This window comes from Microbacterium sp. MMO-56 (assembly GCF_037146215.1).
Classification (GTDB): Bacteria; Actinomycetota; Actinomycetes; order Actinomycetales; family Microbacteriaceae; genus Microbacterium.
Map to the genome: position 1 here is coordinate 188,863 of NZ_JBBCVW010000001.1, position 15,133 is coordinate 203,995.

The window sequence follows — 15,133 nt, forward strand, 5'->3', positions numbered from 1 at the left end:
CATCGACGTGGAGGGGAGAGGGAGGATGCCGACACCGTTGCGGATCGCCATCATCGGAACCGGATTCATGGGGCGCATGCACGCCCACGCGTGGCGCACCGCGCCGCGCTTCTTCGAACTGCCGCTGGACCCGCAGGCGGTGGTCCTCGTCGGCAGCGACGCCGGACGCACCGCGGCTGCCGCGGAGCGCTTCGGGATCGCGGAGTCCGCCGACGACTGGCGCCGCGTCCTGGAGCGCGACGACATCGACGCGGTGGACATCTGCACCCCCGGCGACACCCACGCCGAGATCGCCCTCGCGGCGCTCGAGTCGGGGCGCCACGTCCTGTGCGAGAAGCCGCTCGCCAACGACACCGCCGACGCCGACCGGATGGCCGACGCAGCAGCGCAGGCCGCGGGGCGGGGGATCGTCGCGATGTGCGGTTTCAGCTATCGGCGCACCCCCGCGCTCGCGTACGCCCGTCGCCTCGTCGAGGACGGACGGATCGGAACGATCCGGCACGTGCGCGCCCAGTACCTGCAGGACTGGCTCACGGACCCCGAGGCCCCCTTCACCTGGCGCCTGGACCGCCGGCGGGCCGGCTCGGGCGCGCTCGGCGACATCGGTGCGCACAGCATCGATGCGGCGCAGTGGCTCGCGGGCTCCGCCATCACCGCCGTCTCGGCGACGACCCGCACGTTCGTGACGGATCGCCCCGTGCTCGACGAGCGGGTGGGCCTCGGCGGTCGGGCCGGCGCGGGCGCGGCCCGCGAGAAGGTCACCGTGGACGATGCGGCCGCCTTCACGGCGTCGTTCGACGACGGCGCGCTGGGGGTGTTCGAGGCGACGCGCATGGCGACCGGACACCGCAACGCCAACCGCATCGAGCTGAGCGGGGACCGCGGAGCCGTCGCGTTCGATTTCTCGCGCCTGAACGAGCTCCAGTTCGCCGATGCGACCCTCCCCGCGGCCGAGCAGGGCTTCCGCCGCATCGACGTGACCGAGCCGGAGCATCCGTACGCGGGCGCCTGGTGGCCGGCGGGGCACGGCCTCGGCTATGAGCACCTCTTCACGCACCAGAGCGTCGACTTCGTCCGCGCCGTCGCGGGGGAGATCCCGGCGCATCCCTCGTTCGCGGAGGCCGCCCAGGTGCAGCGCGTCCTCGACGCCGTCGAGCGCAGCGCCCGATCAGAGAGCAGGCAGATCCAGGTGGAAGGAATCCGATCATGACCGCACGTCACGCCCTCGTCGTCCGAGGCGGGTGGGAGGGGCACAAGCCCGTCGAGGCGACCGAGCTGTTCATCCCGTTCCTCGAGAGCAACGGCTTCGAGGTGCGGGTCGAGGAGGACAACGAGGTCTACGCCGACCGCGAGACCATGGACCGCACCGATCTGATCGTCCAGTCGGTGACGATGTCCGAGATCTCGGGGGAGGCCGTGGCGGGGCTGCGCGACGCGGTCGAGCGCGGCACGGGGCTGGCCGGCTGGCACGGCGGCATCGCCGACTCCTACCGCGAGAGCTCGGACTACCTGCAGCTGATCGGCGGGCAGTTCGCCACGCATCCGCCGAAGCACCCCGACGCCCGTGTCGGCGACGAGACGGACAACTACCTGCCCTACACGGTCGATCTCACCGATGCGGGTCGCGCGTCGGAGATCATGGCGGGCATCGAGGACTTCACGCTCACCACCGAGCAGTACTGGGTGCTGACGGACGAGCTCAACGACGTCCTCGCCACCACGACCCACCCCGCCCAGCCCTACCTGCCGTGGCATCGGCCGCACACCTCGCCGGCCGTGTGGACCCGGCAGTGGGGACGGGGACGGATCTTCGTCGCGACGCCGGGGCACAGCCTCGTCGTGCTCCGCGACCTCAACGTACGCACCATCATCGAAAGGGGAATGCTGTGGGCCAGCCGCACGGCATCGGAATAGTCGGTCTCGGCGTCATCTCGGGGCAGTACCTCGAGACGCTGGGTGAGGACGGCGCGGTGCGCATCGCCGCGACGGCGGACCTGGACGCCGCGCGCGCCCAGGCGGTCGCCGATCGGTTCCCGGGGGCGCGCGCGCTGACGGTCGACGAGCTCGTCGCCGACCCCGCCGTCCAGACGGTCCTGAACCTCACCATCCCCGCCGCGCACGGCGAGGTCGCCCGGGCGGCGCTGCGCGCCGGGAAGAACGTCTACGGCGAGAAGCCGCTGGCGGCGACCTTCGGCGAGGCCGTCGACGTCGTCGCGGCGGCGGGCCCGCTGTGGGTCGGCGCGGCGCCCGACACGGCGCTGGGCACCGGGGTCCAGACGGCGCGGGCCGTCGTCGACGCGGGCGAGATCGGACGTCCCGTCTCGGCGGTGGCGACATGGGTCTCCTCGGGTCACGAGGCGTGGCACCCGCACCCGGACTTCTACTATCGCGCCGGCGGCGGGCCGCTCTTCGACATGGGCCCGTACTACCTCACGGCGCTGTTCCACCTGCTCGGTCCCGTCGCCCGGGTCACCGGTGCGTCCACCCGCTCCCGCGACGAGCGCACGATCGGGTCCGGTCCCCGGGCCGGCGAGCGCATCCCGGTCGAGATCGACACCCACGTCACCGGGGTGCTCGAGCACGTCGGAGGCGCGGTGTCGACGGTCACCTTCAGCTTCGACGCCGCGGGCACTCATGCCGCACCGATCGAGGTGCACGGCGAGACGGGGTCGCTCGCGCTTCCGGATCCCAACCTCTTCGACGGAGACGTGTCGCTGCGTCGCCCCGGCGATCCGGACTGGACCGTCCTCGCGCCGCGCGCCGGCTACCGGGGCGCGGGCCGGGGGATCGGCCTGCTCGACTTCGTCCGCGGGGGAGAGGGCGCCGGTCGCGCCGGCGGCGCCGTGGCGCTCCACGTCCTCGAGATCATGAGCGCCCTCGACGCATCCGCGCGGGAGCGGCGCAGCATCGCCCTCACCACCACGGCCGAGCGCCCGTCGCCGGTCCCCCTGACCGAACGATCCCACTGGAGAACCACCCCATGACCGCTTCCGCACGCGCCGTCGTCGACCTCGATGTCCGCGGCGACCGCATCAGCCGGCACATCTACGGCCACTTCGCCGAGCACCTCGGTCGGTGCATCTACGAGGGGTTCTGGGTGGGCGAGGACTCGCCCATCCCGAACGTCCGCGGCATCCGCAGCGACGTCGTCGAGGCGTTGCGAGCGCTCGACATCCCGAACCTGCGCTGGCCGGGCGGCTGCTTCGCCGACACCTATCACTGGCGCGACGGAGTGGGCCCCCGCGACGCACGACCCAAGATCGCCAACACGAACTGGGGCGACGTCGTCGAGAGCAACCACTTCGGCACGCACGAGTTCCTGGATCTGTGCGAGATGCTCGGCGCCGACGCCTACATCAACGGGAACGTCGGCAGCGGCACGGTGCAGGAGATGAGCGAGTGGGTCGAGTACGTCACACGCGGTGACGACAGTCCCATGGCGCGGCTGCGCAGGGAGAACGGACGTGAGGAGCCGTGGGTCGTGCCCTTCTGGGGCATCGGGAACGAGCCGTGGGGCTGCGGGGGCAACATGTCCGCCGGCTTCTACGCCGAGCAGGCCCGGCGCTACGCGACCTACTGCCACGACCACGGCGCCAACCGGCTGACGCTGATCGCGGCGGGCGCCAACGAGGACGACGTCGAGTGGACGCGTGTGCTCGTGAAGAGCCTCGTGGACTCGCACGTCGCGACGCTCTACGACAACCTGTCCTATCAGGCGGTGTCGTTCCACTTCTATACGCACTCCGGGTCGGGCATCAACTCCGAGTCGGCCCTGCCGTTCAGCGAGACGCAGTTCTACGACACGATGGCCTACGCCCGCGGCATCGAGCGCGTCGTGCGCGGTCACGTCGCCGTGGTCGACTCCTACGATCCGGACGGGCGCATCAGCCTCGTCTGCGATGAGTGGGGCACGTGGTGGACGGCGGAGGAGGGCACCAACCCGGGCTTCCTCTTCCAGCAGAACACGGTGCGCGACGCCCTCGTCGCGGGCATCCACTTCGACGTGTTCCACCGCTACGCGCGGCGCATATCCATGGCCAACATCGCGCAGACCGTCAACGTGCTCCAGGCGATGATCCTCACCGACGGCGAGAACCTCGTCCTCACCCCGACCTACCACGTGTTCGAGATGAACAAGGGGCACCAGGACGCGCTGAGCCTCCCCGCGTTCGTGGTGGAGACCCCCCTCGCCACGGCGCGAGGGGGCGAGCTGCCGCTCGTGTCGATGTCGGCGTCGACGAAGGACGACACGGCGCTGATCTCGCTCACGCACATGTCGTACGACGAGGACTGCACCGTGCGGATCGATCTGCGCGGTCGGGCCGCGACCGTCGCCCGCGCCCGGGTGCTGGGAGGTGCGAGCCCCTCCGACCACAACGACCCCGCATCGCCGTCACGCGTCGCGCCGCAGCCGCTGCAGACGGTTCAGGAGGCCGGCGAGCTGATCGTCACACTGCCGCCGCACTCGTTCTCGACCATCGAACTGGAGCTCGCCTGATGCCGCTGACCTCCGTCCGCATCGACGGCTTCGCCGTCGAGGACTCGCCACTCACCCACGTCTGGAACGCCTGCGTCGGGGCGGGCCGGGCCAACGAGGCCCTCCGCGCCGACTGGCAGGAGCACTTCCGCGACGCGGTCAGCCGTCTGGGCATGCGCTCGGTGCGGTTCCACGGTCTCTTCCACGACGACATGTTCGTCTACCGCGCGCGTGCGGGAAGCGGATTCGGGCCCGATGCGGACCTCGGCGAGGAGCTCTACACCTTCTCCTACGTCGACAAGGTGTTCGACTTCCTCCTCTCCACCGGAACCCGGCCGTTCGTCGAGCTGGGCTTCATGCCGCGGGACCTCGCCACCGACCACGACACCGTGTTCTGGTGGAAGGCCCACGCCAGCCCCCCGAAGGACATGGACGCCTGGGTGCGGCTCGTCGTCGCGACGGTCGAGCACTGGATCGACCGCTACGGGATCGACGAGGTCTCGCAGTGGAAGTTCGAGGTGTGGAACGAGCCGAACCTGGTCCCGCACTTCTGGACCGGCACCAAGACGCAGTACTTCGAGCTGTACGCGGCGACCGTCCGCGCGATCAAGGCGATCGACCCCGTGCTGCAGGTCGGCGGTCCCTCCACCAGCGTGTTCGTGCCCGACGGACGCTACGACGGGGAGACGGAGGACCTGGAGTCGCAGTTCGCGACCGCCGCGGCCGAGGACGTCGACGCGCTCGACTGGAAGCCGGTGTGGATCGAGGAGTTCCTGGCCTGGTGCGCCGAGCGCGACCTGCCCGTCGACTTCGTCACGACCCACGTCTATCCCACCGACTACGCGTTCGGAGTCAGCGGGGAGGCCACCCTCATCAGTCGGTACGCGGACGCCACGCGGGACGATCTGACGGTGCTGCGCGCACTGGTCGCGGGCAGCGCGTACCCCGAGGCGGAGGTGCACATCACCGAGTGGTCGACGACGCCCTCCAGCCGCGACCGCATCCACGACACCGTATACGCGGCGACCTACATCGTGCGGGCCTACCTGCAGAGCAGCGAGCTCGCGGAGTCGATCTCCTACTGGACGTTCACCGACGTCTTCGAGGAGGGCGGCGCCGGCATCGGCCCCTTCCACGGCGGCTTCGGCATCGTCAACGAACAGGGCATCCCCAAGCCCACGTTCCACGCGTTCGCCGCGCTGGCGCGGCTGGGGGATCGCCGCCTGCTGTCGACCGACCACGGCGTCATCGCCGGCGACAGCCGATCCGGTGCGGTCTCGGCCGTGTTCTTCAACTATCCGGCGGAGATGGGGACGCGGTCCGTCGGATCCCGCGACACGTACGAGCAGACGCACGATCTGCGCGGGTACGGTCCCGCCCGTCGCGTGCGGCACACGCTCGACGGCCTGGCTCCCGGCGCGGTGTTCCACGTCGAGGTGCTCGATCTCGAGCACGGCGACGTGGCCGAGGCCTGGCACCGGATGGGAGAGCCGGTCAACCTGACGCTCCCGCAGACGTCGGCGCTGCGCGAGGTCGCCGACGGCCTCGAGCGCTTCACGCTCGTCGCCGACGACGGGGGACGACTCGAGATCGACCTCGAGCTGCAGCCGTGGGCCGTCGCGTCGCTGGTGCAGGAGTGAGCGTGCGCGCGGTCCCCTCCGCCCACCCCGAGGCGCTGCGCATCGTCGTCTCGCCCGACGGCGACGACGCGGCCGAGGGGACCGCGCGGGCACCGATCCGTTCCCTCGACGAGGCGCAGCGCAGGGTGCGCGATCGCTCCGGCGATCACGGCATGGTCGTGGAGCTCGCCGGGGGGACCTGGCCGCTCGAGCGACCGCTGCGCTTCGAGGCGGCCGACGGGGGGACGCCGGGGGCGCCGGTGGTGTGGACCTCGGCGCCCGGGGCGCGCGCCGTGCTGTCGGGGGGCGTGGCGGTCTCCGGCTGGCGGGTGCACGACGAGGAGGCGGGGATCTTCCGCGCCCACGTGCCCGAGGTGCGCGACACGCGGCAGCTGTACGTCGACGGACGCGGGGCCGAGCGCCCCTCCCTCCCCATCGACCGCAACCAGATCGCGATCGACGCGGACGGCATCGTGCTGCGCGATCCCGCGCTCTTCTTCCTGGCCGATCTGCCCGGCGCCGAGCGGATGGAGGTGCACTGCCTGGGCTCCTTCACGCACCGGATCAGCCCGGTCGCCCGCGTCGCCGACGGCCGCATCGTGATGAGCCAGCCCGCCTGGGACAACAACACGTGGGGGTACGACACCCTCGCGCACCCGTTCGACGGCGGCCGGCTGAGCCTGCGCGGCGTCGACGCGCTGATGGAGCCGGGCCAGTGGGCGTTCGATCCGGCCACGCGGGAGCTCTCGTACCGCGTCGAGCCCGGCGACCATCCGGACCGGCACGACATCGTCGTCCCACGGCACGAGCATCTCCTCGAGATCGCAGGATCCCTCGACGAGCCCGTCCACGACCTCGTCTTCACCGGGCTGCGGTTCTCGCACACCAGCTGGCTGAAGCCGAGCACATCCGTCGGGTACGCGAGCCAGCAGACCGGGACGTTCCTCGACCGCGCCTACCCGCGCCCCGCCGACGCGCTCACCACCTGTCAGAACGGCTGTCCCGCCTTCGAGGCGACGCGGGCCGACTGGCAGCAGATGCCGGCGGCGGTGCGCCTGGCCGCCGCGCACCGGGTGGACGTCGAGGACTGCGTGTTCACGTGTCTGGGTCAGACCGCGCTCGGCATCGGAAACGACGCGGCGACCTACACCGGAGGCGCCGGCTGGGCGGTCGCGGACGTGATCGTGCGGGGCAACGAGTTCTTCGAGGTCTCCGGCGGCGCGATCGTGGTCGGCGGGGTCGCCGCCGACGCGCACCATCCGTCGGACGAACGGATGACCGTCCGCGACATCGTGATCGACGACAACCTCGTGACCCGCGTCGCGACGGACTACCGCGAGAACGCGGGGATCCTCGCCACCTACGTCGACGGCGTCGTGATCACCCGCAACGAGCTGTCCCACCTGCCCTACGACGGCATCGACGTCGGCTACGGCTGGGGCGCGCACGACCCGGGGGGCAGCGCCGACTACGCCGAGCGCGGCCTGTACGCCTTCCAACCCGTGTACGAGACTCCCACCACGCTGAGGGGGTCGGTCGTGACGCACAACCTGATCCACCACACCAAGACGTCCTTCCACGACGGTGGGGCGCTCTACACGCTCTCCTCCGCTCCCGGCACGCGCATCGCGGAGAACCACGTGTACGCGAACGGCGGGTCGGTCGGCGTCTATCTCGACGAGGGGTCCAGCGACATCCTCGTCGAGCGCAACGTGGTCCAGGACACCCCGGTGTGGGCGTTCACCAACACGTACCGTGGCGCGCGCACCGACCGGAACACCTTCCGCGGCAATTGGAACGACGGCGGGCGCACGCATGCGCCGGAGGCGGCGGCTCACGGCAACCGCTTCGTGGACAACGTCGTCGTGCTCGACGGCGAGTGGCCCGAGGAGGCGCGTCGGGTCATGGCGGAGGCGGGGCGACGCCGCCGGGACTGAGGCGCTCGGCGCTCACCCCTCACCATCACCCCGGGGATCATCCGGGGAGGAGGCCGAGGTCGCCCAGCTCGTCCCAGAGCGCAGCGGGCACCTCGGCCCGCCAGCGCGCCAGCGTCGAGGTCACCTGAGCGGCCGTGCGCATCCCGACGACGACGGACGCGACCTGAGGATCCCGCAGCGGGTAGTGGACGGCGGCTGCCGGCAGCTCGACGCCGTGACGCTCGCACACGTCCGCGATCGCGTGCGCCCGTTCGACCAGGGCCGTCGGTGCGGCGTCGTAGTCGAAGCGCGCGCCGACCGCGGGCGGACGGGCGGTGCTCAGAAGCCCGGAGTTGTAGACCGCCGCGGCGACGACGGCGACTCCCCGCTCGGCGGCGAGGGGGAGGAGGCGCTCGCGCGCCTCCCCGTCGAGGAGCGTGTGGCGCCCGGCGACCATGACGACGTCGATGTCGCAGCGCTCGACGAAGTCCGCGAGCATCGCCGCCCGGTTCATCCCGGCGCCGATGGCACGGACGACGCCCTGGTCCCGCAGGTCCGCGAGGGCGTCGACGCCGCTCGTGGACGCCTCCTCCCAGTGATCGTCGGGATCGTGGAGGTAGGCGATGTCGATGCGATCGAGTCCGAGGCGCGTGAGGCTGTCGTCGATCGAGCGCAGGATGCCGTCGCGGCTGAAGTCCCACACGCGGCGCGCCGTGGCGGGGACGGCGAACCCCTCGTCGTCCGCACGCCCCGCGCCGCCGGGATCGGGAACGAGGATTCGTCCGACTTTCGTCGACAGCACGAACGCGTCACGGGGTCGCGAGCGCAGCGCGGTCCCGAGGCGCCGCTCGGACAGTCCGAGTCCGTAGTGGGGGGCGGTGTCGAAGTAGCGGATGCCCGCCTCCCACGCGGCGTCGACGGCCCGCTGTGCCGTGTCGTCCTCGACTTCACGGTACAGGTTGCCGATCTGGGACGCCCCGAACCCGATCTCCGTGAGCGGGGGGATGCGCGATCCGGTGCGCGAGAGCATACGGGTCCTCCGGGGGTGGGCCGCCGGGGCGACGAAGAGACGCGGCGGCGGTGTCGGTGCCGATCTCCTTCTTAACATATGATGTATCGAGTTCGATGCCCGCGTCGACCGAAGGATGACGATGAAGATCACCGGCTACCGCGTGCTGAGCACCGTCCACTCGTGGGGGCGTCCGATCGGCGACGTCAACGGTGTCATCGCGTCGGGGGTCACCGACCTGCCCATCGTGCTCCTCGACACCGACGAGGGCGTCACGGGCGTCGGCACCGGGTCGGCGCAGGACGTCGACCGCCTCTTCCCCGCGCTGGAGGGAGAGGACCCGCGTGCGGTCGCATCCCTCTACGACCGCATGCTGGCGAGGGTCTTCAAGGCGGGGCACGGTGGGGCGACCTTCGGGGGCATCGGCGCGCTGGACATGGCGCTGTGGGATCTCAAGGCCAAGTTCGCCGGTGAGCCGCTGTGGCGGCTCCTGGGTGGGCGCGACCGCTTCGTCCCCGGGTATGCGTCCGGCCTCGACATGGGGCTGGACGACGACGCGCTCGCCGTCTTCCACGGCGAGATGGCGGAGGCGGGCTTCACCAGCGGAAAGCTCAAGGGCGGCCGGGACGTCGCGGCGGACCGTCGTCGCCTCGGCATCGTGCGCGACGCGCTGAGTCTCCGCGCCGCCCGCCCGGGACTCATGCTCGACGCGAACGAGTCGTGGCACCTGGGGCAGGCGATCCGACACGTCGCGGCGATCGAGGAGGAGTTCGACCTCGTCTGGATCGAGGAGCCGATGCGCAGGTGGGACGCCGCCGGGCACGCGCGCCTGTCGGGCGCCGTGCGCGCCTCCGTGGCGACGGGGGAGAACCTGTCGGGGCTCGAGCAGTACCGTCCCCTGATGGATGCGGGCGGTGTCGACATCGTGCAGACCGGGTGCGTCTGGGGCGTCACCCACTTCCTCCGCGTCGCCGCCGCCGCACACGCGCGCGACCTCCCCGTGAGCCCCGTCGGGCTCACCACCGACCACGCCGTGGCGCATGCGACGACGGCCGTGCCGAACCACCTGGGCGCGGAGGTGCAGGGGCTCGCGCTCCCGACGGGCCTGCGCATCGACCAGGAGATCGCCGACGGTGGGATCGTGCTCGGCGACGAGCCCGGTCACGGGGTGACCGTCGACGAGGAGGAGATCCGTCGTGCCCGGGAGGGGGCGAGCTGGCTCGTGCCCGCCGGGCCGCACGTGCGACCCGAGCGGGCGGGTCTGCGACTCGGCATCGACGAAAGTGATGAATACATCTGATCTTTCCGCTCCCCAGGCGCTAGGCTAGGAGTCAGGTCGGCGACTCTCCGACCGTCGATCGAGAGGCTCGCGATGCGCATACTCCAGTACACCGGCCCCCGGACGCTGCGTCCGGCCACGGCGGAGGCCGTCCCTCCCGCGGAGGGCGAGGTGCAGATCGCGGTGGCGTTCACGGGCCTGTGCGGAACGGACCTGCACATCTACCACGGCGACATGGACGCCCGCGTGCGCACCCCGCTCGTCTTCGGCCACGAGATGAGCGGCACCGTCGCCGCGGTCGGCCCCGGCGTGGGGGAATGGTCCGCCGGCGACCGCGTGAGCGTGATGCCGCTGCTCTGGGACGGGACCTGCCCCGCATGCCGCGCCGGCAACGAGCACGTCTGCCAGAACCTCGACTTCGTGGGCATCGACACCCCGGGCTCGCTCCAGGAGCGGTGGAACGTGCCGGCGGACATCCTCGTGCGGCTGCCCGCCGCGCTCTCGCTGGAGCATGCCGCGCTCGTGGAGCCCGTCGCGGTGGCGGTGCACGACGTGCGCCGCTCGGAGCTCGTGGCCGGCGATCGGGTGGTCGTCCTCGGTGCGGGACCGATCGGCATGCTCATCGCGACCGTCGCGCGCCGCTTCGGAGCCGAGGTGACGGTGGTCGAGCTCGACCCGACCCGTCGGGCCCAGGCGGAGCAGCTCGGATTCGCGACGCTCGACGCGGCCGCCGACGACCTGCGCACGCGGGTCGAGGAATGGACGGAGGGAGCCGGAGCCGATGTCGTCTTCGAGGTCTCGGGGGCTGCTGCCGCCGTGCGTGCGGCCACCTCGCTCGCCAAGGTGCGCGGCACGATCGTGGTGGTCGCCATCCACGGGCAGCCGCGCGAACTGGACCTCATGCAGGTGTTCTGGAGGGAGCTGCGCATCCTCGGCGCGCGGGTCTACCAGCGGGCGGACATCGAGACCGCCGTGAAGCTGCTGGCGGCGGGCGAGATCCCCGCCGACGCCCTGATCACGCGGATCGTCCCCCTCGAGGCTGCGTCCGACGCCTTCGCGGACCTCGAGTCCGGGCGGGCGCTGAAGGTGCTCGTCGCGGTCGATGCGGCGGCGGACGACGGAGCGCAGCGATGAACGATTCGTTCGATCTTTCCGGGCGTACCGCGGTCGTCACCGGCGTCAGTCGCGGGATCGGGCTCGCGATGGCGGATGCCCTCGCCGCGGCCGGCGCGGACATCATCGGGGTCAGCGCTTCGCTCGCGGCGTCGGGAAGCGCCGCGGAGCACGCGGTGACGGCGCACGGCCGCCGCTTCGACGCGATGAGGTGCGACTTCGCCGACCGCGACGCCGTCGCGGCCCTCGGCGACGAGCTCGCGGGCCGCGGCGTGGACATCCTCGTCAACAACGCGGGCACGATCGAGCGCGCGCCCGCGGCACAGCATCCCGCCGAGGCGTGGGACCGCGTGCTCCAGGTGAACCTCTCGAGCCAGTTCCTGCTGACGCAGGCCGTCGGCCGGAGCATGCTCGAGCGGGGCCGCGGCAAGATCGTCTTCACCGCGTCGCTGCTGAGCTTCCAGGGCGGCATCAACGTCCCCGGCTACGCCGCGTCCAAGTCGGCGATCGCCGGGCTCACGCGTGCCCTGGCGAACGAGTGGGCCGGGCGCGGCGTGAACGTCAACGCGATCGCCCCGGGATACATCGCCACCGACAACACCGCGGCGCTGCGCGCCGACCCGGATCGTTCGCGCAGCATCGAGGAGCGGATCCCGGCGGGTCGCTGGGGCGAGCCCCGCGATCTCGGCGGCGCGGTCGTGTTCCTGTGCGCCCCGGCGTCCGACTACGTCTCGGGCGTCGTGCTTCCCGTCGACGGGGGCTGGCTGGGGCGCTGACGACGGCGGCGGACCGCGGCGCGCACAGCCCAGACGACGACCGCGGCGACGGCCGCGACGCCGAGCCACGGGAGCAGGAAGCCCACGCCGACGACGACTCCGTTGAGCGTCGCGATCAGTCCGTGCCAGCCCGCGACCAGGCCGTCGCCGAAGCCGGCCGGGTCCGCCGCGGGTGCCGGCTCCGTGTCGACGAGGGTGACGACGAGCGACGACATCCGCACCTGGTCGTCGAGCCACGTCAGCTGCTGGCGGAGCGAGTCGAGCTCGGACTGCCGCTGGGCGAGTGCCGACTCGGCGGCGATGAGGTCGGCGGTCGAGGTCGACTGCGCCATGAGCTCCGTGAGGCGCGCCACGGAGGCCTCGAGAGAGCTCGCCCGGGCGCGCAGATCCACCGACTGGGTCGTCACGTCGCTGCGGCTGATCTGCGAGGAGGTGACCTCGCCGACACGGGCGAGGTCCTGCAGCGTGCTCGTCAGGGCGTCCGCGGGGACGCGCACGGCGATCACGGCGCCCGGAGTCGGGAACGCGATCGCGTCGCCCTGCGGGATCGGTCCGTGCGCCGGCGCGTCCGTTCCGGTGATGCTCATCGACTCGGTGTATCCGCCCGCACCCGTCGCTGCGGTGGAGATGGCGTCGATCGCCGCGCGGGCATCGTCCACGCGCACGGTGGCGGTGGCGGATGCGATCACGACGCGGTCTGGGGGGGTCGTCACGCTGTCCGCGACCGCGCCCCCGCCCGAGGCGGCGGTGCCCGTGTCGAAGGTCCGGGCGTCCTCGGCGACCGACACCGACGGCGCCGACGAGCCGGCGCTCGTCACGCCGGTGCCGAGCCCGAGCTGGGGTGCGATGAGCGCGGCGACGGCGACCACCGACGCCGCCGCGGCCGCGCCCATCCAGATGCGTCCGCGTCGGACGGCGCGCGTGCGTGCGCGCCGCGCGTCGGCGAGCTCGTCGCCGCGTTCGGCCGCGATCCGCCGGAACAGTGCCGCCTCCATCTCGTCGATCCGGTCCTCGCCCAGCGCGGGCAGCATGGTGTCGTGGGTGGTCATGTCCCCTCCGGTTCGATCGATGTGCGCACGCGCGCACGGATGCGGGACAGACGGTTGCGGACCACCGCGTGCGAGACGCCCAGCCGGTCGGCCGCGGCCTGATACGCGTAGCCCTCGGCCGCGCAGAGCCGGAAGATCTCCCGGTCGAGGGGGCTCAGCGAGCCCACCTCCGCGATGACCTGCTCGACGAGCACGGCGTCGATCACCTGCTTCTCCACATCCACCGTCGCCGGCAGGGTCTCCTCCACCGCGGCGGCCGTGTGCGCACGGTCGCGCTGCTGACGCCGGATGCGGTTCGCGCTCTGGAAGCGGCAGATCGTCACGAGCCAGGGGAGGAGCGACTCACCGGCCAGTTCGAGGCCCGGCAGCTTCCGCCACGCGGCGAGGAACGTCTCCTGCGTCACGTCCTCGGCGTCGCCCGCGTTCCCGACCAGGGAGTGCGCCAGCCAGTAGACCGGGCGCACGTAGGCGCGGTACAGCGCGCGGAAGGCCGCGTCGTCCCCGCCGCCGGCGGCGGCGACGAGCTCCGCGTCGCTCGACAGGGTCGTCTCGGTCATGGTCTCCTCGTCCGTTCCCACCCTGCCAGTGTCGGTACCCGCCACATCGTCTCGGATCCGCATCGATTCCCGGACCTGTGCATCGGTCGACGGCTGTATCCTTGTGCGAGCGAGAGGGAGTATCCCGGATCGCGTGTCCGTCAGTACGGGCTCCGTCGTCGGGGCTCCGGGCACGCGCCGCGCGGCCGAGGCCGAGGCGGGGGAGAGACTTTCGACGTTTCGTCATCCCTTTCGAAAGGCGCTCATGGAGCTTCCTGTCTGGTTCGAGGTCGGCTCGCTCGTCGTCCTCGTGCTCATCCTCGTCGGCGACCTGCTGCTGATCCTCAAGCGGCCGCACATCCCCTCCACGAAGGAGTCGACGCTCTGGGTCGTCTTCTACGTCACCCTCGCGCTCGTCTTCGCGGGGCTGCTGTGGATGTTCGCCGGCCACGAGTTCGCCGGGCAGTTCATCGCCGGGTGGCTCACCGAGTACAGCCTCTCGATCGACAACCTCTTCGTGTTCGTCCTGATCATGGGGCAGTTCGCGGTCCCGCGTCGCTATCAGCAGGAGGTGCTGATGGTCGGGATCATCATCGCGCTCGTGCTGCGCGGCCTCTTCATCCTCGCCGGGGCGGCGATCATCGAGCAGTTCAGCTGGGTGTTCTTCATCTTCGGCGCCTTCCTCATCTGGACGGCCTGGCGTCAGGCCTTCCCCGGCGGCGACCACGACGAGGAGGTGAAGCAGGAGTCCTTCATCGTGCGGACGCTGCGCCGCATGGTCGACATCAGCGACCACTACGACGGCGCCAAGATCCGCACGGTCGTCGGCGGCAAGAAGATGTTCACCCCGATGCTCATCGTCTTCGCCGCGATCGGGATGACCGATCTGCTGTTCGCGATCGACTCGATCCCCGCGATCTTCGGCATCACGCAGAACCCCTTCATCGTCTTCACGGCGAACCTGTTCGCCCTCATGGGTCTGCGGCAGCTGTACTTCCTCCTCGGCGACCTCCTCGACCGGCTGAAGTACCTGCACTACGGGATCGCGTTCATCCTCGCGTTCATCGGCGTGAAGCTGTTCTTCCACGCCATGCACGTCAACGAGCTCCCGTTCATCAACGGCGGGCAGCACATCGAGTGGGCGCCGGAGATCTCGACCTGGACCTCGCTCGGGGTGATCGTCCTGTCGATGGCGGTCGCCACCGTCGCGAGCCTCGTCGCCTCCGCCCGGGAGCGCCGCGCCATGCCGGCGGGCGCGGCCCCGGCGACGCCCGCCTCCGCGGCCGACGCGGTGGCGGAGGAGAAGGGGACACCGCCGACGGTCGACGGTCCGTGACGCGCCTGCGGGCGCCTCGCCGT

Annotated in this window: 13 protein-coding genes; 10 read left to right on the forward strand and 3 right to left on the reverse strand. The window is 71.5% G+C overall.

Features of this window, described 5'->3' with window-relative positions; genetic code table 11:
* Nucleotides 1-25 precede the first annotated feature (25 nt).
* The 6 genes from WFI00_RS00830 to WFI00_RS00855 are packed head-to-tail and all read left to right on the forward strand — an operon-like array spanning nt 26 to nt 8,033.
* Nucleotides 26-1,210, forward strand: a complete 1,185-nt coding sequence (locus WFI00_RS00830) for a Gfo/Idh/MocA family protein (RefSeq protein ID WP_336631328.1) — start codon at nt 26-28, stop codon at nt 1,208-1,210.
* On the forward strand, nt 1,207-1,914 hold the full coding sequence (locus WFI00_RS00835; RefSeq protein ID WP_336631327.1) for a ThuA domain-containing protein: 708 nt from the start codon (nt 1,207-1,209) through the stop codon (nt 1,912-1,914). The genes WFI00_RS00830 and WFI00_RS00835 overlap by 4 nt, the downstream gene beginning before the upstream one ends.
* The gene (locus WFI00_RS00840; protein WP_336631326.1) at nt 1,887-2,984 is read left to right on the forward strand and encodes a Gfo/Idh/MocA family protein; all 1,098 of its coding nucleotides are present in this window, start codon (nt 1,887-1,889) and stop codon (nt 2,982-2,984) included. The genes WFI00_RS00835 and WFI00_RS00840 overlap by 28 nt, the downstream gene beginning before the upstream one ends.
* Nucleotides 2,981-4,498, forward strand: coding sequence for an alpha-N-arabinofuranosidase (locus tag WFI00_RS00845; protein WP_336631325.1), 1,518 nt, complete (start codon nt 2,981-2,983; stop codon nt 4,496-4,498). The genes WFI00_RS00840 and WFI00_RS00845 overlap by 4 nt, the downstream gene beginning before the upstream one ends.
* Nucleotides 4,498-6,117: a GH39 family glycosyl hydrolase gene (locus tag WFI00_RS00850; protein ID WP_336631324.1), complete on the forward strand. Its 1,620-nt coding sequence runs from the start codon at nt 4,498-4,500 to the stop codon at nt 6,115-6,117. The genes WFI00_RS00845 and WFI00_RS00850 overlap by 1 nt, the downstream gene beginning before the upstream one ends.
* A gap of 2 nt (nt 6,118-6,119) precedes the next feature.
* Nucleotides 6,120-8,033, forward strand: coding sequence for a right-handed parallel beta-helix repeat-containing protein (locus WFI00_RS00855; RefSeq protein ID WP_336631323.1), 1,914 nt, complete (start codon nt 6,120-6,122; stop codon nt 8,031-8,033).
* A 37-nt stretch (nt 8,034-8,070) separates the two neighbouring features.
* Here the strand turns inward: WFI00_RS00855 and WFI00_RS00860 are convergent, their stop codons facing one another.
* Nucleotides 8,071-9,042: an aldo/keto reductase gene (locus WFI00_RS00860; protein WP_336631322.1), complete on the reverse strand. Its 972-nt coding sequence runs from the start codon at nt 9,040-9,042 to the stop codon at nt 8,071-8,073.
* 121 nt (nt 9,043-9,163) lie between these two features.
* On the opposite strand from WFI00_RS00860, the gene WFI00_RS00865 reads away from it, so the two are divergent.
* The 3 genes from WFI00_RS00865 (at nt 9,164) to WFI00_RS00875 (ending at nt 12,189) form a co-directional block, all read left to right on the forward strand.
* Nucleotides 9,164-10,321, forward strand: coding sequence for a mandelate racemase/muconate lactonizing enzyme family protein (locus tag WFI00_RS00865; RefSeq protein WP_336631321.1), 1,158 nt, complete (start codon nt 9,164-9,166; stop codon nt 10,319-10,321).
* A gap of 72 nt (nt 10,322-10,393) precedes the next feature.
* Nucleotides 10,394-11,434, forward strand: coding sequence for a zinc-dependent alcohol dehydrogenase (locus WFI00_RS00870; RefSeq protein ID WP_336631320.1), 1,041 nt, complete (start codon nt 10,394-10,396; stop codon nt 11,432-11,434).
* Nucleotides 11,431-12,189, forward strand: a complete 759-nt coding sequence (locus tag WFI00_RS00875; RefSeq protein WP_336631319.1) for an SDR family oxidoreductase — start codon at nt 11,431-11,433, stop codon at nt 12,187-12,189. The genes WFI00_RS00870 and WFI00_RS00875 overlap by 4 nt, the downstream gene beginning before the upstream one ends.
* Here the strand turns inward: WFI00_RS00875 and WFI00_RS00880 are convergent.
* Nucleotides 12,138-13,238 carry a DUF4349 domain-containing protein gene (locus WFI00_RS00880; RefSeq protein ID WP_336631318.1) on the reverse strand — a complete coding sequence of 367 codons (1,101 nt, stop codon included), beginning with the start codon at nt 13,236-13,238 and terminating at the stop codon, nt 12,138-12,140. The two genes, WFI00_RS00875 and WFI00_RS00880, sit on opposite strands and share 52 nt — an antisense overlap.
* Nucleotides 13,235-13,795, reverse strand: a complete 561-nt coding sequence (locus WFI00_RS00885) for an RNA polymerase sigma factor (RefSeq protein ID WP_336631317.1) — start codon at nt 13,793-13,795, stop codon at nt 13,235-13,237. The genes WFI00_RS00880 and WFI00_RS00885 overlap by 4 nt, the downstream gene beginning before the upstream one ends.
* 244 nt (nt 13,796-14,039) lie before the next feature.
* Here WFI00_RS00885 and WFI00_RS00890 point away from each other — a divergent pair, with 244 nt between their 5' ends.
* Nucleotides 14,040-15,110: a TerC family protein gene (locus tag WFI00_RS00890; RefSeq protein WP_336631316.1), complete on the forward strand. Its 1,071-nt coding sequence runs from the start codon at nt 14,040-14,042 to the stop codon at nt 15,108-15,110.
* The last annotated feature ends 23 nt before the right edge of the window (nt 15,111-15,133 follow it).